Genomic DNA, 21,233 nt, shown 5'->3' with positions numbered 1-21,233 from the left:
CGACCTCGCCCTTCTCGCCCTTCTCGCCGCGCTCGCCGGCGGGGCCGACCTCGCCCTTCTCGCCCTTGTCGCCGCGCTCGCCGGTGGGGCCGACCTCGCCCTTGGCACCCTTGTCGCCGGGCTCGCCGACGGGGCCGGTCGGACCGGTCGGGCCCTTTCCGCCGCGGTCGCCCTCGTCGACGGTGACGTCGACGGGGACGGTGAGGGTCTCGTCGACGGTGACGTCGACGGGAACGGTCTCGCTACGGGTCTTGGTCTTGCTCTTGGCCTGCGCCATGGAGATGGCCTCTCAGATAGCCGGTCCCGGCGGGCAGCAGCTGACCTGGCCGCCCGCGGTGCGATCCGTCCCGGCTGTCGCCGGTCGGATCCATGCCGTCCCAGCCGGGTTTGGACCGGATCTGGCAAAGACCGATGGTCAGTGCATGCCCGGTGGTTGCCACAGCAAGCGCTCTACCCCTGTGAGGCGCAGCACGGTGACCGACCCGGGACCGGTCGCGGCCGACCGCCCCGGGTGCTCACGGGCGTCGTGCCGGTGGCGGGACCCCGCGCCACGGATCCTCCGTCAGCGCTCCCCGAGCTCCCGGGCCATCTGCTCCAGGCGGGCGATCCGCTCGGGCATGGGCGGGTGGCTGGCGAACATCGACGCCATCCCCTGGCCGCGGAACGGGTTGGCGATCATCAGGTGGCTCTGGGTGACCAGCCGCTCCTCCTGGGGGAGCGGCCGGGCGGCGGTCCCCCGCTCGATGATCCGCAGCGCGTCGGCCAGCGCCAGCGGGTCCTGCGACAGCGCCGCGCCCGACGCGTCGGCCTGGAACTCGCGGCTGCGGCTGACCGCCATCTGCACCAGCCCGGCGGCGAGCGGCCCCAGCAGCATGAGCAGCAGCCCGCCGATCATGTTGCCGCCGCCGCGGTCCTCGTCCGACCGGCCGCCGAACAGCGACGCGAACATCGCCATGTGCGCCAGGTAGGTGATCACCGTGGCCATGGCGGCGGCGACGGAGCTGATCAGGATGTCGCGGTTGTAGACGTGCGAGAGCTCGTGGGCGAGCACGCCGCGCAGCTGCCTGCGGTCGAGCAGCTCGAGGATGCCCTGGGTGACGCAGACCGCGGCGTTGCGCGGGTTGCGGCCGGTGGCGAAGGCGTTGGGCTGCGCCGTCGGGCTGACGTAGAGGCGCGGCATCGGCTGCCGCGCCTCGGTGGCCAGCTCGCGGACGATCGCGTAGAGCGCGGGCGCCTGGGTCTGCGTGACCGGGAAGGCCCGCATGGACCGCAGCGCCAGCTTGTCGGAGTTGAAGTACGCGTAGCCGTTGACGCCGAGCGCGACCACCAACGCGATGAGCAGGCCACCGCGCCCGCCGATGAGCGCACCCGCCATCAGGATGAGCCCACCCATGAGGCCCAGGAGCAGGGCCGTCTTCAGTCCGTTGTTCCAGCGCTGCACGTCCGCTCCAACGTCGTCCCCCGGACGCCCGTTCCCGGCAGGCGTCCCGCCGTCCCCCGGTGGAATGACGGAGCGCCCGGCGCCGTTGCCTACTGCGAACGCGGTGAAAAGAGTCGCCGCTGCAGCGTGTCCGGTTGCACAGCCCGGGCGCCGACACACGCACGTAACCTCGCCCGGTGGAGGTAGACCGCTGATGACTGGCCCCAACCCGACCGTCGCGCCCTCGGACCCGAACGGCGCCCTGGCCACCACGGTGTCCAGCTCGGCCCCCGGCGGGCTCGTCAAGAGCGTCGTGGAGCTCGACCGCGTCGTCATCCGGCTGGCCGGTGACTCCGGCGACGGCATGCAGCTGACCGGCAACCGGTTCACCAGCGAGACGGCGTCCTTCGGCAACGACCTCAAGACGCTGCCGAACTTCCCCGCCGAGATCCGGGCACCGACGGGGACCCTGCCGGGTGTCAGCTCCTTCCAGCTGCAGTTCGCCGACCACGACGTCATGACGCCGGGCGACGCGCCGGACGTCCTCGTGGCGATGAACCCGGCCGCGCTCAAGGCCAATCTCGCCGAGCTCCCCGGCGGCGGCCTGCTGATCGTCGACTCCGACGAGTTCACGCCGCGCAACCTGGCCAAGGTCGGCTACGCCACCAACCCGCTGGAGGACGGTTCGCTCGAGGGCTGGCAGACCGTCAGCGTGCCGCTGACGTCGATGACCCTCGACGCGCTCGCCGACTCCGGCCTGGGCAAGAAGGAGGCAGAGCGGAGCAAGAACATGTTCACGCTCGGCCTGCTCTCCTGGATGTACCACCGCCCCACCGAGGGCACGATCCGCTTCCTCGAGCGCACGTTCCGCCGCAAGCCCGAGATCGCCGCGGCCAACATCGCCGCCTTCCGCGCGGGCTACAACTACGGCGACACCACCGAGGCCTTCGCCGTCTCCTACGAGATCAAGCCCGCCCCGATGCAGCCGGGCCGCTACCGGAACATCTCGGGCAACCAGGCGCTCGCCCTCGGGCTCGTGGCCGCCGGCCAGCGCGCCGGGCTGCCGGTGTTCCTCGGTGCCTACCCGATCACCCCGGCGTCGGACATCCTCCACGAGCTGTCCCGGCACAAGGCATTCGGCGTGCGCACCTTCCAGGCCGAGGACGAGATCGCCGGCATCGGCGCGGCGCTCGGCGCCTCCTTCGGCGGCGCCCTGGGCATCACGACGACGTCGGGCCCCGGCGTGGCGCTCAAGGGCGAGACCATCGGCCTCGCGGTGATGACCGAGCTGCCGCTGGTCATCGTGGACGTGCAGCGCGGCGGCCCCTCCACGGGTCTGCCGACGAAGACCGAGCAGTCGGACCTGCTGCAGGCGATGTTCGGCCGCAACGGCGAGGCACCGGTGCCGGTCATCGCCCCGCGCTCCCCCGGTGACTGCTTCGACGCCGCCGTCGAGGCGACGCGGATCGCGCTGACCTACCGGACGCCGGTCATGCTGCTGTCGGACGGCTACCTGGCCAACGGCGCCGAGCCGTGGGCCATCCCGGACGCCGCCTCGCTGCCCGACCTCTCCGGGGCGGCCGGCTTCGCCACCGAGCCCAACGGCGAGGACGGCGAGTTCCTCCCCTACCTGCGCGACCCGGAGACCCTGGCACGCGCCTGGGCCATCCCCGGCACCGCGGGCATGCAGCACCGCATCGGCGGGCTGGAGAAGGCCGACAGGACCGGCAACATCTCCTACGACCCGGCCAACCACGACTTCATGACCCGCACCCGGCAGGCCAAGATCGACGGCATCGCCGCGTCGATCCCGCCCACCGACGTCGAGGACCCGGACGGCGACGCGCGCGTCGCCGTCATCGGGTGGGGCTCCACCTACGGCCCCATCGGCGCCGCCTGCCGGCGGATCCGGACCTCCGGCCGGAAGGTCGCCCAGATCCACCTGCGGCACATCAACCCGTTCCCGGCCGACCTCGGCGAGGTCCTGGCCCGGTACGACCGGGTGATCTGCCCCGAGATGAACCTGGGCCAGCTGGCGCTGCTGCTGCGCGCGAAGTTCCTCGTCGACGTGCAGAGCCACACCCAGGTGCGCGGGATGCCGTTCCGCTCCGCCGAGCTGGCCGCCGTCATCCAGGACGCCATCGACACCGGAAAGCCCGCCGCTGTGAACGGAGCACCCCAGTGACCACCATCGACCTCGGCATGCCCGCCGAAGGCCCGATCGCGGACGCCATCGCCGCCTCCGTCGAGAGCCACGGCGAGAAGCAGACCGCGCTCAAGGCGAAGGACCTCAAGACCGACCAGGAGGTCCGCTGGTGCCCCGGGTGCGGTGACTACGTCATCCTCAACGCGGTCCAGAGCTTCCTGCCCAGCCTCGGCATCGCCCGCGAGGACATGGTCATCGTGTCCGGCATCGGCTGCTCGTCGCGCTTCCCGTACTACATGAACACCTACGGGATGCACTCGATCCACGGCCGCGCGCCGGCGATCGCCACCGGCCTGGCCGCCTCCCGCCCCGATCTGTCGGTCTGGGTCGTCACCGGGGACGGCGACGCCCTCTCCATCGGCGGCAACCACCTGATCCACGCGCTGCGGCGGAACGTCAACATGACGATCCTGCTGTTCAACAACCGGATCTACGGGCTCACCAAGGGCCAGTACTCGCCCACCTCCGAGGTCGGCAAGGTCACCAAGTCCACGCCGATGGGCTCGCTCGACCACCCGTTCAACCCGGTGTCGCTGGCCCTGGGCGCCGACGCCACCTTCGTGGGCCGGGCGATGGACTCCGACCGCAAGGGCCTCACCGAGGTGCTGCGGCAGGCCGCCGAGCACCAGGGGACGGCGCTGGTCGAGATCTACCAGAACTGCAACATCTTCAACGACGGCGCGTTCGACCTGCTGAAGGACTCCTCCACGGGCCCGATGTGGACGATCCCGCTGGAGCACGGCAAGCCGCTGGTGTTCGGTCCGGACGGCGCCTCGTGCGTGGTGCGCGAGGACTTCGGTGGGCTGCGGATCGCCGAGACCAACCAGGTCGACGCGAGCGAGATCGTGGTGCACGACGCGACCCGGGAGGACCCGTCGTACGCGTTCGCGCTGTCCCGGCTGTCCTCGCAGGACCTCCGCTACACCCCGATGGGCGTCTTCCGGTCGGTGCGCAAGCCGTCCTACGAGCAGATGATGGCCGAGCAGCTGCACGAGGCGCGCCTCCAGGGCCCCGGCGACCTCGACGAGCTGCTCGCCGGCGGCGACACCTGGACCGTGAGTAGCTGAGCTACCCGCCCGCGGGCCCGTCTCCCTCCGGGGAGGCGGGCCCGCGGTCGTTCAGGCGTGCTCGACGAGCACGGAGCTCAGCACGGGCAGCACCCGGTGCAGCTCCGCCCGGGTCGGTGCGGCGAACCCGAGCACCAGCCCCGCCCGGCGGCCGGCGGTGCCGTCGAGGTGGTGCCTGCCCAGGCCGTCCAGGGCCACGCCCTGCCGCCCGGCGGCCGCCAGGACGGCGTCCTCGACGGCGACGTCCGGCAGCGGCACCAGCACGTGGGCGCCGGCCGGGTCCCCCTCGGCGACGGCCCCGGCCGCGGCCACCGCCGCCCGCACCTCCTCCCGCCGTCCGGCCAGTTCGCGGCGCAGCCGGCGCAGGTGGCGGGCCAGGTCACCGGAGGAGGCGAGCGCGGCCAGCACCCGCTGCCCGGCGCGGGCCGGGCGGGTGCCGGTGGCCGTGCGGCGGGCCAGCAGTTCCGCCCGGAGCGCGGCCGGTGCCACGAGCCAGCCGACGCCGAGCGTGGGGCTCAGGATCTTGCTCGTCGTACCCAGGTGGACGACGACGTCGGGGCCGAGGGCGCCCAGCAGGGGCAGCGGGGCGACGTCGTAGCGCAGCTCGCCGTCGTAGTCGTCCTCGAGCACCCACCACCCCTCGGCGCGGGCCCGGGCGACGAGCTCCTGCCGTCGCGCGGCGGACATCCGCCGGCCCAGCGGGTACTGGTGCGCCGGCGTGCAGTAGACCGCGGCCAGATCAGCCGGCAGCGCATCGACGACCAGACCGTCGTCGTCGACGGGGACCGGGACGACCTGCGCCCCCGCGGCGCGGAGCGCACCGGTGACCCGCTGGTAGCCCGGGTCCTCCACGGCCACCCGGCTGCCCGGCGGCAACACGCCCGCCACCTCGGCCACCGCGGCCGAGGTGCCACCGGTGGCGAGCACGTCGTCCGGGCCGGCACCCAGCCCCCGGTGCCGGAGCAGGTGCTCCCCCACCGCCCGCCGGAACGCCGGATCGCCCGCCGCGTCCGCGCTGGCGTCGGGTGGCAGGTCGCCCGCCGCCCGCCACGCGCGCCGCCAGACCGACCGGTCCAGCACCTCCAGGCACGGCGATCCCGCGCGCAGGTCGACCAGCTCGGGGACGGCCGGCCCTGCCCGCGGCGGGAGCGCGGCGGCCGGCGGCGACGACGGCGCCGCGCCGAGCACGAACGTGCCCACCCCGCGGCGTCCCCCGGCCCAGCCCTCGGCCAGCAGCTGGTCGTAGGCGGCGGCGGTGACCGTCCGGCTGACCCGGAGCGCTCCGGCGAGCTCGCGCGTCGAGGGCAGCCGGTCGCCGGGGCGGAGCGTCCCGCCGGCAGCGGCCGCCCGCAGCGCGTCGGCGAGCTGCACCGACAGCGGGGTGCCCGAGGCGCGGTCGAGCAGCAGCGGCGGGATGCCGGTCACGGTCCTCCTCCTCCGGTGGCCTGCCGGAAACGTAGTGCATTGGCCGTTCCGGGAGGCCACCGCCGGCTGCAGGATCGACGCATGGACGCTCCCGCTTCCCTCTCCCCCACCGACCGCAGCACCGTGCGCCGGGGCAGCCGGCGCGCCCGGACCGACCGCGCCGACCTCCACGCCGTGCTCGACGCCGGGCTGATCGGCCACCTGGGGGTCGAGCTCGGCGGCGCTCCGGTCGTGCTGCCCACCGGCTACGGGCGCTCCGGCGACACCCTCTACCTGCACGGCTCGACGGGCGCCGCGACGCTGCGGGCCGCCGGGGGCGGGGTGCCGGTGTGCTTCACCGTCACCCTCCTGGACGGGATCGTGTACGCCCGCTCCGCCTTCCACCACTCGATGAACTACCGCTGCGCGGTCGTCCACGGCCGGGCCCGGCTGGTCGAGGACGCCGACGAGCGGCTGCTCGGCCTCCGGGTGCTCACCGAGCACCTGGCCCCGGGCTCCTGGACGGCGACCCGCCTGCCCGACCGCAAGGAGCTCGCCGCGACCGCGGTGCTCGCACTCGACCTGACCGAGGCGAGCGTGAAGATCCGCACCGGCCCGCCCGGCGACGACGAGCGCGACCTGGAGGGTCCCGAGGTGGCGGACCCGGTGTGGGCCGGGGTGCTGCCGCTGCGCACGGTCGCCGGGGAGCCGGAGCCCTGCCCGTTGCTGCCCGGCGGTGCGGCCGTCCCGGCGCGGGTGCGGGACCGGGCCCTCAGCCCGTCGGCGTGATCCGGAGCAGGACGTCGTCGTCGCCGTTGTCGGTGACCGCGTAGAGGGCGCCGTCCCCGCCCTGCTGGACGGTGCGGATCCGGCCGAAGGTGTCGTCGAGCTCGGGGACCTGGAACTGCTCGGTCAGGGTGCCCTCGTCGTCGAGCCGCAGCGCCAGCACGCCCTGGTCCTTGAGCAGGGCGACCAGCAGCAACCCCTCGTAGGCGCCCCACTCGTCGCCGGCCACGAAGGTCGCGCCGCTGGTGGCGAGGGTGGGCACACCCGAGGCCCAGACGGCGGGGACGGCGCCGGGGATCTCCGGATCGGTCATCGGCACGCTCTCGTCGTAGGAGCCGTCCCCGTCGGGGTCCCAGCCGTAGTTGGCGCCGTCGGCCAGGAGGTTGACCTCGTCGTCCCGGTCCGGGCCGTGCTCGACGGCGTAGACCTGCCCACTGCCGGGGCGCACGGCCAGCCCCTGGACGTTGCGGTGCCCGCTGGTCCAGACGGTGACCTCCCCGGTCCCGGGGTCGGCCCGCAGCACCTTGCCGCCCAGCGAGTCCGGGTCCTGCGGCACCGTGCCGGTGGCGGTGTCGCCGGTGCCGATCAGCAGGTCGCCGTCGGGGGCGAACTCCAGCCGGCACCCGCCGTGCCGCCCGCTGCGCTCGTTGAGCGGCAGGCCACCGACCAGCGGATCGGCGACCCGGGTGGCCGACGACCAGTCGGCGGCCACCGTCCAGGCGACGACGCCGATCGACCCGTCCTGGTCGCCCTTGCAGCTGTAGAGGCGCCGGTTCTCCTCGAACGCGGGATCCAGCGCCAGCCCCATCAGGCCGGTCTCGCCGTCCGCGAACAGGTCCCCGAAGTCGGCCCGGACCTCCTGGACGCTGCCGTCGGGCAGCACGGCCGTGAAGCCCCCGGACCGCTCGTCGACCAGCAGGGTGCCGTCCGGCGCCTGGACGACGTCCCACGGGTGGTCCAGGCCGTCGGCCACCACCTCGACGCCGAGCTCCGGTGCGCCCGTGGGCGTGCCGGTCGAGGCGGGCGGCTCGGGCGGGCGCAGCCCGGGCTCGCTCTCGGTGGCGGAGCAGGCGGCCGTCAGGAGGGCGGCGGCGAGCAGGCCGGGGAGGATGCGCACTCCCCCAGCATGGCCCTAGCTGGTGCGCGTCACCACGTAGTCGCAGAGCGCGGACAGCGCCTCGCGGACGTCGCCCTCCGGAACGGCGTCCAGCCGGGCCCGCGCCCGGTCGGCGTACTGGCGCAGCACGTCGGTGGCCCGCTCGAGCGACCGGGAGGCCCGCAGCAGCGCCAGCGCCTCGGCGTGCTCGGCGTCGTCGGTGACGGGGCCGGCCACCAGCTCGCGCAGCCGGGCCTCCGCGGGGTCGTCGCCGGCGAGCGCGAACAGCACCGGCAGCGTGGCGATGCCCTCGCGCAGGTCGGTGCCGGGCGACTTCCCGGAGACACCGTCGCGGCTGACGATGTCGATCAGGTCGTCGGAGATCTGGAAGGCGACGCCGACCTCCTCGCCGAACTCGGTCAGCGCGGACACCAGGGCGGCGTCCACGCCGGCGAAGGAGGCGCCGAAGCGGGCGGACGTGGCCACCAGCGACCCCGTCTTGTCGGCCAGCACGCCGAGGTAGTGGGCGATCGCGTCCTCGCCGGGCTGCGCGCCGACGGTCTCCTTGATCTGCCCGGTGACCAGCCGCTCGAAGGTGCGGGCCTGGACCCGCACGGCCTCGGGGCCGAGATCGGCCAGGATGTCCGACGCCCGCGCGAAGAGCAGGTCACCGGTCAGGATCGCGATGCTGTTGCTCCACCGGCTGTTGGCGCTCGGCGCCCCCCGGCGGACGACGGCCTCGTCCATGACGTCGTCGTGGTAGAGGGTCGCCAGGTGGGTGAGCTCGCAGACCACCGCGCCCTGGGTCACCTCGGCAGCGGCCGGGTCGCCGAGCTGGGCGGCCAGCAGCGCCAGCATCGGGCGGAACCGCTTCCCCCCGGCAGCCATCAGGTGACCGGCGGCCTCCCGCACGAACGGGTGCTCGCTGCCCACGGCCCGGACCAGCTCGGACTCCACCCGGGAGAGCCCGTCGGCCAGCGCCTCCCCGAGCTCGCCCTCGGGCAGCCAGGGGCCGATGGTCGACGCCGGGGTGGAGTTCCGGTGCCAGACCTCGGTGGGAGTGCCGTCGACTGCGGCACGGGCTCCGGTCATCAACCGACGAAGATAGCCGCCTGCCGCGCGAGGTCGAGCACCGCCCCGGGCAGGATGCCGAGCGCCACCGTGGCCGTCGCCGTCACCGCGAGCACCACGGTCGTGGGCAGACCGGGCACCCCCACGGTGGGGCCGTCGGCGGCGGGCTCGGAGAAGTACATGAGCACGATCACCCGCAGGTAGAAGAACGCGGCCACCGCGCTCGCCAGCAGGGCGACCACGACCAGCGGCCACGCCCCCTGCTCGATCGCCGCCCGGAAGACGGCGAACTTGCCGGTGAACCCGGCGGTCAGGGGGATGCCGGCCAGCGCGAGCAGGAACAGGCTCATCACCGCGGCCGTGACCGGCGACCGCGCGCCGAGCCCGGCCCACTGGGAGAGGTGGCTCGCCTCGCCGTCGCCGTCGCGCACGAGGGTGAGGACGGCGAAGGCCCCGAGCGTGGTGAACCCGTAGGTGAGCAGGTAGAACATCGTCGCCGAGAGGCCGGAGCCCCCGCCGTCGGCGCCGAGCCCGATGACGCCGGTGAGCAGGAACCCGGCGTGCGCGACCGAGGAGTAGGCGAGCATGCGCTTGAGGTCGGTCTGGGTGAGGCCGAGGACCGCGCCCACCACCATCGAGGCGATGGCCACGGCGTAGACCAGCGGCCGCCAGGTCCACTCGGCGGTGCCGAACGCCACGTAGAGCAGGCGAAGGATGGCGCCGAAGGCGGCGACCTTGGTGCACGCGGCCATGAAGGCGGTGACCGGCGTCGGGGCGCCCTGGTAGACGTCCGGCGTCCACGAGTGGAACGGCGCGACGCTGGCCTTGAACAGCAGGCCGACGACCAGCAGGGCGAGCCCCAGGACCAGCAGCACGCCCCCGGACCCGGCGGTGGTGGCCTCGCGGATGTCCCGGAGCAGGACGCTGCCGGTGGCCCCGTAGACCAGCGCCAGCCCGTAGAGGAAGAAGGCGGAGGCGAAGGCCCCGAGCAGGAAGTACTTGACGGCCGCCTCCTGGGACAGCAGCCGACGCCGCCGGGCCATCCCGCTGAGCAGGTACAGCGGGAGGCTCAGCACCTCCAGGGCCACGAACATGACCAGCAGGTCGTTGGCCGAGACGAACAGCATCATGCCGCCGATGGCGAACAGCGCCAGCGGGTAGACCTCGGTCTGCACGCGGGGGACCGTCGTCAGCTCCCGGTCGCGCGGGCTGCCGGCCGGGACGGCGGCGCTCACCACGAACGCCGACCGCGCGGGGTCGAGCGCCCGCTCGGCGAACAGCAGGACCGACAGCGCGCCGAACCCGGCGATCATGGCCTGCAGGAAGAGCGCGGGGCCGTCGACGGCGAGCGCGCCGACCGCGGTCACCTCGTCCGGCTCGCCGGCGATGAGCAGCGTCGCGACGAGCCCGCCGACGGTGCCGACGAGGGCCAGGCCCACCTGCACCGGGTGCCGGGACTCGCGGGGCGCGAACGCCTCCACCAGGACCCCGACGCAGGCCGCGCCGAAGACGACGAGCATGGGCGCGAGAGCCGCCCAGGAGAGGTCGGGCGCCTCGATCATCGGTCGGTCCCTCCGGGGGCACCCAGGTCGCCGAGGGTGGCGACGACGGCGGGTTCGATCAGGTCGATCAGCGGCTGGGGGTAGACGCCCAGCGCGATGATCAGCACCACCAGGGGCGCGACCACGGCCAGCTCGCGCCGGCTCAGGTCGAGCACCCGGAGAGTGCGGTGCGGAGCGGTGCGGGCGGCGGTCGCGGTCGCGCCGCCGCCGGAGGGCAGGGGATCGGCGGGCAGGGGCTCGGCGGGATCCTCCTGCAGCAGCACCCCGCGGGCCGGTCCGTGCATGGTCCGCTGGTACATCAGCAGCACGTACAGAGCGGCCAGGATGATGCCGATCGTGGCCAGGACGGTGAAGACCGGCCGCTCGGGGAACGCGCCGATCAGCACGAGGAACTCGCTGACGAAGCTGTTGGTGCCCGGCAGCGCCAGGGACGCGAGGCCCGCCACCAGGAAGGCGCCGGCCAGCAGCGGCGCCTTCGCCGCGACGCCGCCGTAGTCGCGGATCTGGCGCGAGCCGCCCCGGCTGATCAGCATGCCGACGACGAGGAACAGCAGACCCGTCGCCAGGCCGTGGTTGACCATGTAGAGCACCGCGCCGGTGGCCGCCTCGGTGGTGAAGGCGAAGATCCCCAGCGCGATGAAGCCGAAGTGCGAGATCGACGTGTAGGACACCAGCCGCTTCATGTCGCTCTGACCCATCGCCAGCAGGGCGGCGTAGAGGATGCCGACCACCGCCAGGACCAGCACGAACGGCGCGAAGGAGCGGGAGGCGTCGGGGAAGAGCGGCAGGCAGTAGCGCAGGAAGCCGAACGTGCCCACCTTGTCGAGGACGCCGACCAGCAGCACCGACCCGCCGATCGGCGCCTCGGCACCGGAGTCGGGCAGCCAGGTGTGGAAGGGCACCAGCGGCGCCTTGATGGCGAAGGCGATGAAGAAGCCGAGGAACAGGAGCTTCTGCACGTCGGGGTCGATGTCCAGCTGGCGGAGGGCGTCGAAGGCGAACGTGCCCTCCCCCAGCTGGCTGGTGCTCACCACGTACAGCCCGATGACCGAGGCGAGCATGACCAGCCCGCCGACCAGGCTGTAGACGAAGAACTTCACGGCCGCGTACTGCCGACGCGGCCCGCCGAAGCTGCCGATCAGGAAGTACATCGGGACGAGCATCGCCTCGAAGAAGACGTAGAAGAGCAGCACGTCGGTGGCGGCGAAGACGCCGACCATCATCGCCTCGAGCAGCAGCAGCCAGGCGAAGAAGACCCGGGCCGGCCGGGATCCGGCGTCGGCCTCGTGCCAGGAGGCGGCGACCACCAGCGGGACCAGCACGCCGATGAGCAGCAGCATCACCAGGGCGATGCCGTCGACGCCGAGGGCGAACTCCGATCCGAAGTCGGGAATCCAGGAGACCGCCGTCGTCAGCTGGAAGCGCTCGCCGTCGACGTCGAACGCGAGCGTGGTGAGCACCGCCAGCAGCAGGACGACGAGGCTGACCCCGAGCGCCACCTGCTTGGCCAGCAGGTCGCGCCCGCGGGGCAGCGCGGCGACGACCGCGGCCCCGACCGCCGGGACGGCGATCATCGCGATGAGGAACGGGAAGTCGCTCACTGTCGGTATCCCTCTCCGAAGGTCCTGCTCATCCCGCCGTCACCGCCAGCAGCGCACCGGCCACGACCACCACGCCGCCGAGCATGCCGAGCGCGTAGGTGCGCACGAAGCCGGTCTGCACGCGGCCGAGGCGCGAGGACGACCCGCCGAGCCCGGCGGCCAGGCCGTTGACCGCGCCGTCGACGCCGCGGTTGTCCACCCACACCAGGGCGCGGGTGAGCCACTGGCCAGGGCGCATGAACAGCGACTCGTTGACCGCGTCGGCGTAGAGCGCGTGGCGGGCCGCCCGCGTGACCGGGGAGACCCGGACCGGGGCGGTCACCGGCACCTCGCGGCGGCCGACGAAGAGCCAGGCGAGCGCGGCACCGGCGAGGGCGACGAGGGTGACGACGAGCCCGACGAGGGCCGGGGCCACCACGTGCGCCGCCTCCTCCGGCTCGCCGAACACCGGCTCCAGCCAGCCCGAGAGCGGGAGCACCGAGACCAGCAGGGCGCCGGCGAACACCGACCCGAAGGCCAGCACGATCATCGGCGCGGTCATGATCGACGGCGACTCGTGCGGGTGGACGCCCTCGTCCCACCGGGCCCGGCCGAAGAACGTCATGAGCATCAGCCGGGTCATGTAGAAGGCGGTCAGCCCGGCGCCCAGGACCATCACGCCGCCGAGCACCCAGCCCCAGACGTCGTCCCGGTCCAGCGCCACCTCGATGATCGCGTCCTTGGTGAAGTAGCCGGACAGGAACGGGAAGCCGATCAGCGCCAGGTAGCCCAGCCCGAAGGTCGCGAAGGTGATCGGCAGCTTCTTCCAGAGCGCGCCGAACCGGCGCATGTCCACCTGGTCGTCCATCGCGTGCATGACCGAGCCGGCGCCGAGGAACAGCCCGGCCTTGAAGAAGCCGTGCGCCAGCAGGTGCGCCAGGCCGGCCACGTAGCCGGCCGGGCCGAGCCCGACCGCCAGGAACATGTAGCCGATCTGGCTGACCGTGGAGTAGGCCAGCACCTTCTTGATGTCGTCGTAGGCGCAGCCGGCGATCGCGCCGATGAGCAGGGTCAGCGCACCGACCGCGAGGACGACCGCCCGCGCCGTCGGCGTCAGGTCGTAGATCGGGGCCGAGCGGGCGATCAGGTAGACGCCCGCGGTGACCATCGTGGCGGCGTGGATGAGCGCCGAGACCGGGGTCGGGCCCTCCATCGCGTCGGGCAGCCACGCCTGCAGCGGGAACTGGCCGGACTTGCCGCAGGCGCCCAGCAGCAGGAGCAGCCCGATGGCGGTGATCGTCCCGCCCGCCAGGGTGCCCACGGACCCGAAGACGCCGGCGTAGGACGTCGTCCCGAGCTGCGCGAACATCACGAAGATGGCCAGGGCCAGGCCGACGTCGCCGACCCGGTTCATGATGAACGCCTTCTTCGCCGCGGTCGCCGCGGCGGGGCGGGTGTACCAGAACGCGATGAGCAGGTAGGACGCCAGACCCACGCCCTCCCAGCCCACGTAGAGCGCCACGAAGCTGTTGCCGAGGACCAGCAGCAGCATCGCCGCGACGAAGAGGTTCAGGTAGGCGAAGAACCGGCGGCGCGCTGGGTCGTGCGCCATGTAGCCGATCGAGTAGACGTGGATCAGCGAGCCGACACCGGTGATCAGCAGGACGAACACCGCCGACAGCGGGTCGTAGAGCAGCCCGGCGGTGACGTCGAGTTCGCCGGTGGCGATGAAGGTGAACAGCTCGACGTCGGCCGCGCGCTCGTCGAGGCCGGCCAGCTGCACGGTGCACGCCACGGCGAGGACGAAGGCCGCCACGACCGTCGCCGTCCCCAGCAGGTGACCCCAGCGGTCGGTGCGCCGGCCACCCAGCAGCAGCACCGCAGCACCGGCCAGCGGCAGCGCGATCAGCAGCCAGGAGGCGGCCAGGAGCCCTTCAGCAGGCACTGCAACCCCGTCCCGGTCAGTACTTCAGCAGGTTGGCGTCGTCGATCGACGCGGACCGGCGGGTCCGGTAGATCGACATGATGATGGCGAGGCCCACGACCACCTCGGCGGCGGCGACGACCATCACGAACAGCGCGATGATCTGGCCGTCCACGGTCCCGGTGGACCGGGCGAAGGTGATCAGCGTCAGGTTCACCGCGTTGAGCATCAGCTCGATGCACATGAAGACGACGATGGCGTTGCGCCGCACCAGGACGCCGACGGCGCCGATGGTGAACAGGATCGCGGCCAGCACCAGGTAGTAGCTCAGTGTCACCGGTGCTCACCACCCGTCCGGCCGCCCGGGGTGTCGCTGACCGTGGGCTGGAGGGACCCGAGCGCGGCGTCCGGGGAGCCGAGCTGCTCCCGGCCGGTCGGGCGGGGCATCTGCTCGACCTGCTCCGGCTCGATCCCGGTGCCGAAGCTGTCCTCGGCGAGGCTGCCGTCGGGCAGCAGCGCCGGCACGCCCACCGAGGTGGCGCGGGCGTGCACGCCGGGGCCGGGCAGGGTCTGCGGCCGGTCGGTGAGGAAGCGGGCCCGGGACCGCTCCTTCTGCGTCTGCTTCGTACCCGGTTCGCGCTCCACGTGGGTGAGCAGCAGCGCGCCGACGGCCGCCACGATGAGCAGCGCGCCGGTGACCTCGAAGGCCAGCAGGTAGCGGGTGTAGAGCAGCCCGGCGATCGCCTCGACGTTGCCCGACGCCGGCCCGCGGACCCCGCCCTGCACCGCCTCGAGACCGATCACCGGGAGGTCCTGGGTGGCGCGGGCGATGCCGGCGCCGACCAGGGCGGCGAAGCCGGCGCCCAGCGCCAGGGCCGCCACCCGCTGCCCGCGCAGCGTCTCGACCACCGAGTCGGAGGAGTCCCGGCCGACCAGCATGAGCACGAACAGGAACAGGATCATGATCGCGCCGGTGTAGACGATCACCTGCACCGCGCCGAGGAAGGGCGCCTCCTGGACGACGTAGAAGACGCCCAGCGAGAGCATCGTCAGCACCAGCCACAGCGCGGAGTGCACCGCGTTGCGGCTGAGCACCATGCCCAGCGCCCCGGCCAGGGCGAGCGGGCCGAGGATCCAGAAGACGACGGCCTCGCCGGTGCCGATGACGACGGTCTCCAGCCCGTTCACACCGTCTCCTCGACGACCGGTTCCGCGGTCGAGCCCTTCTCGGGCACGCGGAGGTAGTAGTCCTTCTCGTCGTCCCCGAGCCGCATGGGGTGCGGGGTGGCCTCCATGCCGGGCAGCAGCGGAGCCATCAGCTGCTCCTTGGTGTAGATCAGGTCCTGGCGGTTGTCGTCGGCCAGCTCGAAGTCGTTGCTCATCGTCAGCGACCGCGTGGGGCAGGCCTCGATGCACAGCCCGCAGAAGATGCAGCGCAGGTAGTTGATCTGGTAGACCGCGCCGTACCGCTCACCGGGCGAGAAGCGGGCGTCCTCGGTGTTGTCGCCGCCCTCCACGTAGATGGCGTCGGCCGGGCAGGCCCACGCGCACAGCTCGCAGCCGACGCACTTCTCCAGCCCGTCGGGGTGCCGGTTGAGCACGTGCCGGCCGTGGTAGCGCGGCTTGGTCACCTTCGGCTCGAACGGGTACTGCTCGGTGGTCACCGTGCGGAAGATCTGCGCGAAGGTGACGCCGAACCCCTGGACGGCGGCGGGCAGCAGCCGGTCGCGGACCGCCGGGCGCTTCCGGTCGTCCCCGCCTGCCTTTTCGACCTCCCCGCCGGACCGTCGGGCCACGTCGCGGTCGCTGCGCTCAGACATCGTCCTCCTCCTGGGAAGTGCTCGTGGCGCCGCGCCGGCCGGTGCCCACGACCGCTCCCGGCACCGGCTCGCCGTCGGGGCTCACCGGCTGCCGGCGCAGCCGGGGCGACGGCGGGACGACGAGGTCCATCGGCGGCACCGGGAAGCCGCCCTCGGCCCGGCTCGGGCCTCCGGTAGGCCGCCGGCGCGGGCCGGCCGGGGCCAGCACCTCGGGCTCGGTCTCCGTCGGGTGGTTGGAGCCGGCGGCCGCCTCGACCGCGGCCAGCCGGGTGTCGCGGTGGCCGGCGCGGCCGGCGAACCAGAGGCCCACCAGCAGCACGAGCGCGATGGGCACCCCCACGTAGACCGCCACCTCGCCGGCGGAGAGGTCGGCCTCGCGGGACACGGTCCGCATCGTGGCGACGACGAGGATCCACACCAGCGAGACCGGCACCAGCACCTTCCAGCCGAACCGCATGAACTGGTCGTACCGGAGCCGGGGCAGCGTGCCGCGCAGCCAGATGAAGACGAAGAGCGCGGCGACGACCTTGAGGAAGAACCACAGCAGCGGCCACCAGCCGCTGTTGGCGCCGTCCCAGATGGAGATCGGCCAGGGTGCCCGCCAGCCACCCAGGAAGAGGGTCGCGGCCAGCGCGGAGACGGTGACCATGTTGATGTACTCGGCCAGGAAGAACAGCGCAAACTTCAGCGACGAGTACTCGGTGTGGAAGCCGCCGACCAGCTCGCTCTCGGCCTCCGGCAGGTCGAACGGCGCGCGGTTGGTCTCCCCCACGACGGCGATCGCGTAGATGACGAAGGAGACCGGCAGCAGCACGATGTACCAGCTGGGCCCGGTGAACTCCCACCCGAAGAAGGACAGCTCCGACCCGTCGGCCTGAGCGGCGACGATCTCCGACGTCGACATCGTCCCGGCGTAGAGGAACACCGCGACCAGCGACAGCCCCATCGCGATCTCGTAGCTGATCATCTGGGCCGCGCTGCGCAGGCTGCCCAGCAGCGGGTACGTCGAGCCGGAGGCCCAGCCGCCCAGGACGATGCCGTAGATGCCCATGGCCGACATCGCCAGGATGATCAGCACGCCGATCGGGGCATCGGTGAGCTGCAGCGGCGTCTGCTGGCCGAAGATGCTCACCACCGGGCCCAGCGGGATGACCGAGAAGGCGACGAAGGCCGGGATGGTGGCGATCACCGGGGCCAGGAAGTAGACCGGCTTGTCCGCGAGCGCCGGCATGATGTCTTCCTTGAACGCCAGCTTCAGCCCGTCGGCGAGGCTCTGCAGGTAGCCGCGCGGCCCGACCCGGTTGGGGCCGATGCGCTGCTGCATCCGCGCGACGACCTTGCGCTCGAACACGATGGCGAACAGCGTCATCAGCACCAGCACCGCGAAGATGCCGACGATCTTGATCAGCACGATCCACCAGACGTCCTGGCCGAAGTCCGCCAGCGTCGGCTGGTCGGCCTCGAGGGCCCAGGCGGTCATCGCACGCCCTCCCCGGTCCCGGCGCCGCTGCGGGCCAGCCGCACGACGCTCCCGGGTCCGACGCCCAGCGCCGTCCGGATCTCGCTGCCGGGCGAGCGCATCGGCAGCCACACCACCTGGTCGGGCATCGGGGTGATCCGCACCGGCAGGCTGACCGAGCCGGTGCTCCCGCTGACGGTGAGCCGGTCGCCGTCGGCGAGGCCGAGCCGGGCGGCCGCCTCGGCGCCGATGCGGGCCACCGGGTGCCGGGCGGTGCCGGCGAGCTCGGGCTCGTCGCGCTGCAGCGTGCCGACGTCGAGCAGCTGGCGCCATGACGCGAGGACCGCCTCGTCGGGGCGCAGCACCGGCGCGGCCGGGGGCGCGACGTCCGGTGCGGGACCCTCGGCGGCCGACCGGCGGGCGCCCAGGGCGGCCAGCGCGGCGCGGGCGACGTCGGGGGTGGGCACCCGCAGGTCGACGTCCATCTCGTCGGCCAGGCCGTGCAGCACGCGACCGTCGGAGAGCCGGCCGGTGTCGTGCAGGGTGGCGTCGAAGGGCCGCAGCCGGCCCTCCCAGTCGAGGTAGCTGCCGGCCTTCTCCGACGCGGCGGCGACCGGCAGGACCACGTCGGCGCGCTCGGTGACCTCGCTCGGGAACATCTCCAGGCTGACGACGAACGCCGCGGCGTCCAGCGCCGCCCGGGCCAGGGCGGGGTCGGGCAGGTCGGCCGGGTCGACGCCACCGACGAGCAGCCCGGGCAGCCGGCCGGCGCGGGCCGCGGTCAGGATGCCGGTGACGTCCCGGCCGGGTGCGGCGGGCACGGCGGCGGGGTCGATGCCCCACACCCCGGCCACCTCGGCGCGGGCGGCGTCGTCGTCGACGGCGCGGCCGCCGGGCAGCAGGGTCGGGAGCGCGCCGGCCTCGACGGCGCCCCGCTCGCCGGCGCGGCGCGGCACCCAGGCCAGCCGGGCTCCGGTGGCGCGGGCCAGCTCGAGCAGCGCGGTGAACGCGCCGGGAGCCTCGGCCAGGCGCTCACCGGCGAGGACGACGGCGCCCGGCCGGCGCAGCGCCTCGACGGCGGGGCCGCCCCAGCTGCCCTCGGCGAGGGCGAGCAGCGACCGCGCCTCGGCGCCGGGGAACGTGGTCAGGACGGTGGCCTCCAGCTTCTCGGCCGCGCGGCTGGCGAAGGGGGCCAGGTCGAAGACCGCGAGGTCGGCGGTGCGCACCGCCCGCCGCAGCCGCAGGAACAGGATCGGTGACTCCTCCTCCGGCTCCAGGCCGGCGAGCAGCACCGCGGGCGCGGAGCCGACGTCGGCGTAGGTGACGGCGCCGGTCGCCGGTCCGGTGCCGGCGATCGCCGTCCCGAGGAAGGCCAGCTCCTCGGCGGAGTGCGCCCGGGCCCGGGCGTCGACGTCGTTGGTGCCCAGCGCCACCCGGGCGAAGGTGGCCCAGGCGTAGGCGTCCTCGAGCGTGAGCCGGCCACCGGGCAGCACCCCGACGCCGCCCTCTGCCTTCGCCTGCAGCAGGCCGGCGGCGGCCGCGGCCCACGCCTCGGGCCAGGACGCGGGCTCCAACCGGCCGTCCCGCCGGACCAGCGGGGTGGTCAGCCGCTCGTTGGCGGTGGCGTAGCGGAACGCGTAGCGGCCCTTGTCGCAGGTCCACTCCTCGTTGACCGCGGGGTCCTCCCCGGCCAGCCGCCGGGTGACCTTGCCGCGCCGGTAGTCGGTGCGCATCGCGCAGCCCGAGGCGCAGTGCTCGCAGACGCTCGGCTCGCTGCGCAGGTCGAACGGGCGGGCGCGGAAGCGGTACTGGGCGCTGGTGAGGGCGCCGACCGGGCAGATCTGGGTGGTGTTGCCGGAGAAGTAGGACTCGAACGGCTCGTCCTCGTAGATCGCCACCTGCTCCAGCGCACCGCGCTCGAACAGCTCGATGAACGGGTCGCCGGCGACCTGCTGGGAGAACCGGGTGCAGCGGGCGCAGAGCACGCACCGCTCCCGGTCGAGCAGGATCTCGCTGCTGATCGGCAGCGGCTTGGGGTAGGTCCGCTTCTCGTCGACGAACCGGCTCTCGGCGCGGCCGTTGCTCATCGCCTGGTTCTGCAGCGGGCACTCACCGCCCTTGTCGCAGACCGGGCAGTCCAGCGGGTGGTTGATCAGCAGCAGCTCCATCGTGCCCTGCTGCGCCTTGTCGGCCACCGGACTGGTCAGCTGGGTCTGCACGACCATGCCCTCGGTGACCGGCATGGTGCAGGAGGCGGCCGGCTTGCGCTGGCCCTCGACCTCGACCAGGCACTGGCGGCAGGCGCCGATCGGCTCCAGCAGCGGGTGGTCGCAGAAGCGCGGGATCTGGATGCCGACCATCTCGGCGGCGCGGATGATCAGCGTGCCCTTCGGCACGGCGACGTCGAACCCGTCGATGGTGCAGTGGACGGCGTCCGGCGGGGTGTGCGGGCCGGGGGCACCCGGCGGCACGGCGGCGGCGGGTGGCGGATTGGTGGGCGTGAGCGTCATGACGCGGCTCCGACCGGCTCGAGGCGGAGGGAGCGGCCGAGCCGGGCCTGCTCCTCGGGTGGCAGCAGGGCGACGTAGTCGTCCTTGAAGTACTTGAGCGAGCTGGTGATGCAGCTGGTCGCGCCGTCACCGAGGGCGCAGAACGAGCGGCCGAGGATGTTGTCGCAGGTGTCGACCAGGACGTCGAGGTCCTGGGCGGTGCCCCGGCCGCGCGCGATCCGCTCGAGGACCTGCACCAGCCAGTAGGTGCCCTCGCGGCAGGGGGTGCACTTGCCGCAGCTCTCGTGCGCGTAGAACTCGGTGAACCGCAGGGTGGCCTCGACGATCGAGTCGGTCTCGTCGAAGACCATGAGCGCGGTGGTGCCGAGCATCGAGCCCGCGGCGGCCACGGAGTCGAAGTCCAGCGGGACGTCGAGGTGCTCGGCGGTGAAGTACGGCGTCGACGAGCCGCCCGGCGTCCAGAACTTCAGCTCGTGGCCGGGGCGGACGCCGCCGGCCATCTCGAGCAGCTCGCGCATCGTCGTCCCCATGGGGGCCTCGTACTGGCCCGGCCGGACGACGCGGCCCGACAGCGAGTAGATCTTCGGCCCGGGCGACTTCTCCGGGCCGAACGCCTTGAACCACTCGGCCCCGCCGCGGACGACGAACGGCACGCTGGCCAGCGTCTCGACGTTGTTGATGACCGTCGGGGCGCCGTACAGGCCGGCGACGGCAGGGAACGGCGGCTTGAGGCGCGGCTGGCCGCGGTAGCCCTCGAGCGAGTCGAGCAGCGCGGTCTCCTCGCCGCAGATGTACGCGCCGGCGCCCGCGTGCACGATCAGCTCCAGGTCGTAGCCGGAGCCGAGGATGTCGGTGCCCAGGTAGCCGGCGGCGTAGGCCTCCCCCACGGCGTTGAGCAGCCGCCGGTGGGCGTGCACCGCCTCGCCGCGGACGTAGATGACGGCCACCTTCGACCGGATGGCGTAGGACGAGATGATCACGCCCTCGATCAGCGAGTGCGGATCGGCCATCATCAGCGGCAGGTCCTTGCAGGTGCCCGGCTCGCCCTCGTCGGCGTTGACCACGAGGTACTTGGGCATCGCCGCGGGGCCGGTGGGCTCCTCCCCCGGCTTCGGCTGCGGGATGAAGCTCCACTTCATGCCGGTCGGGAAGCCGGCGCCGCCGCGGCCGCGCAGGCCCGAGTCCTTGACCAGGGTGACCAGCTCGTCGGGCTGCATCGACAGCGCGGTGCGCAGCGCCGAGTAGCCGTCGAGCCGCTCGTAGGTGGACAGCCGCCACGAGTGCTCGGCGCCCCAGCGGGTGGTGAGGACGGGGGTGAGTGGCATGGC

The 21,233-nt window shown here is 73.4% G+C and carries 16 protein-coding genes and 1 pseudogene; 3 read left to right on the top strand and 14 right to left on the bottom strand.

From position 1 onward, the window contains the following. Positions 1-277: pseudogene (locus O2W17_RS12565) on the bottom strand (collagen-like protein); the annotation flags it as partial. Positions 278-562: 285 nt separating this feature from the next. Beyond that, positions 563-1,441: a zinc metalloprotease HtpX gene (gene htpX, locus O2W17_RS12560; RefSeq protein WP_269192775.1), complete on the bottom strand. Its 879-nt coding sequence runs from the start codon at positions 1,439-1,441 to the stop codon at positions 563-565. Between the two features lie 193 nt (positions 1,442-1,634). Between htpX and O2W17_RS12555 the strand changes: the two genes are divergently transcribed. Then, complete coding sequence (locus tag O2W17_RS12555) at positions 1,635-3,605, top strand: 2-oxoacid:acceptor oxidoreductase subunit alpha (protein ID WP_269192774.1); 1,971 nt, start codon at positions 1,635-1,637, stop codon at positions 3,603-3,605. Beyond that, positions 3,602-4,693, top strand: a complete 1,092-nt coding sequence (locus O2W17_RS12550; RefSeq protein WP_269192773.1) for a 2-oxoacid:ferredoxin oxidoreductase subunit beta — start codon at positions 3,602-3,604, stop codon at positions 4,691-4,693. Before O2W17_RS12555 ends, O2W17_RS12550 begins: the two co-directional genes overlap by 4 nt. Before the next feature lie 51 nt (positions 4,694-4,744). Here O2W17_RS12550 and pdxR read toward each other — a convergent pair whose 3' ends face one another. Next, entirely contained in the window at positions 4,745-6,118 is a 1,374-nt protein-coding gene (gene pdxR, locus O2W17_RS12545) for a MocR-like pyridoxine biosynthesis transcription factor PdxR (protein ID WP_269192772.1), read from the bottom strand. A gap of 81 nt (positions 6,119-6,199) precedes the next feature. Here pdxR and O2W17_RS12540 point away from each other — a divergent pair, with 81 nt between their 5' ends. Beyond that, complete coding sequence (locus tag O2W17_RS12540) at positions 6,200-6,886, top strand: pyridoxamine 5'-phosphate oxidase family protein (RefSeq protein WP_269192771.1); 687 nt, start codon at positions 6,200-6,202, stop codon at positions 6,884-6,886. Here O2W17_RS12540 and O2W17_RS12535 read toward each other — a convergent pair. Genes O2W17_RS12535 through nuoF form a run of 11 tightly spaced genes read right to left on the bottom strand, consistent with a single transcriptional unit; the run spans position 6,870 to position 21,230 of the window. Continuing rightward, a complete protein-coding gene (locus O2W17_RS12535; protein WP_269192770.1) occupies positions 6,870-8,000 on the bottom strand; it encodes a PQQ-dependent sugar dehydrogenase in 1,131 nt (376 codons plus the stop codon). The two genes, O2W17_RS12540 and O2W17_RS12535, sit on opposite strands and share 17 nt — an antisense overlap. Before the next feature lie 15 nt (positions 8,001-8,015). After that, positions 8,016-9,071 (bottom strand): polyprenyl synthetase family protein, encoded by a 1,056-nt coding sequence (locus O2W17_RS12530; RefSeq protein ID WP_269192769.1) that lies wholly within the window; start codon positions 9,069-9,071, stop codon positions 8,016-8,018. Beyond that, on the bottom strand, positions 9,071-10,612 hold the full coding sequence (gene nuoN, locus O2W17_RS12525) for an NADH-quinone oxidoreductase subunit NuoN (RefSeq protein WP_269192768.1): 1,542 nt from the start codon (positions 10,610-10,612) through the stop codon (positions 9,071-9,073). The genes O2W17_RS12530 and nuoN overlap by 1 nt, the downstream gene beginning before the upstream one ends. Beyond that, positions 10,609-12,213: an NADH-quinone oxidoreductase subunit M gene (locus tag O2W17_RS12520; protein ID WP_269192767.1), complete on the bottom strand. Its 1,605-nt coding sequence runs from the start codon at positions 12,211-12,213 to the stop codon at positions 10,609-10,611. Before O2W17_RS12520 ends, nuoN begins: the two co-directional genes overlap by 4 nt. Before the next feature lie 28 nt (positions 12,214-12,241). Beyond that, positions 12,242-14,137, bottom strand: coding sequence for an NADH-quinone oxidoreductase subunit L (gene nuoL, locus O2W17_RS12515; protein WP_269192766.1), 1,896 nt, complete (start codon positions 14,135-14,137; stop codon positions 12,242-12,244). Between the two features lie 16 nt (positions 14,138-14,153). Further along, on the bottom strand, positions 14,154-14,453 hold the full coding sequence (gene nuoK, locus O2W17_RS12510) for an NADH-quinone oxidoreductase subunit NuoK (RefSeq protein ID WP_269192765.1): 300 nt from the start codon (positions 14,451-14,453) through the stop codon (positions 14,154-14,156). Continuing rightward, positions 14,450-15,304 (bottom strand): NADH-quinone oxidoreductase subunit J, encoded by an 855-nt coding sequence (locus O2W17_RS12505; RefSeq protein ID WP_269192764.1) that lies wholly within the window; start codon positions 15,302-15,304, stop codon positions 14,450-14,452. Before O2W17_RS12505 ends, nuoK begins: the two co-directional genes overlap by 4 nt. Then, a complete protein-coding gene (gene nuoI, locus O2W17_RS12500; protein WP_269192763.1) occupies positions 15,301-15,936 on the bottom strand; it encodes an NADH-quinone oxidoreductase subunit NuoI in 636 nt (211 codons plus the stop codon). Before nuoI ends, O2W17_RS12505 begins: the two co-directional genes overlap by 4 nt. Further along, positions 15,929-17,416 (bottom strand): NADH-quinone oxidoreductase subunit NuoH, encoded by a 1,488-nt coding sequence (gene nuoH, locus O2W17_RS12495; RefSeq protein ID WP_269192762.1) that lies wholly within the window; start codon positions 17,414-17,416, stop codon positions 15,929-15,931. Before nuoH ends, nuoI begins: the two co-directional genes overlap by 8 nt. Next, positions 17,413-19,905: an NADH-quinone oxidoreductase subunit G gene (locus O2W17_RS12490; protein ID WP_269192761.1), complete on the bottom strand. Its 2,493-nt coding sequence runs from the start codon at positions 19,903-19,905 to the stop codon at positions 17,413-17,415. The genes nuoH and O2W17_RS12490 overlap by 4 nt, the downstream gene beginning before the upstream one ends. Beyond that, positions 19,902-21,230, bottom strand: coding sequence for an NADH-quinone oxidoreductase subunit NuoF (gene nuoF, locus O2W17_RS12485; protein ID WP_269192760.1), 1,329 nt, complete (start codon positions 21,228-21,230; stop codon positions 19,902-19,904). The genes O2W17_RS12490 and nuoF overlap by 4 nt, the downstream gene beginning before the upstream one ends. Positions 21,231-21,233: the final 3 nt, after the last annotated feature.

Origin of the sequence: Blastococcus sp. VKM Ac-2987, from assembly GCF_026967805.1 — a bacterium.
GTDB lineage: Bacteria > Actinomycetota > Actinomycetes > Mycobacteriales > Geodermatophilaceae > Blastococcus.
Note: the sequence above shows the minus strand (reverse complement) of the source record. Positions and strands in the feature narration are given on the sequence as shown.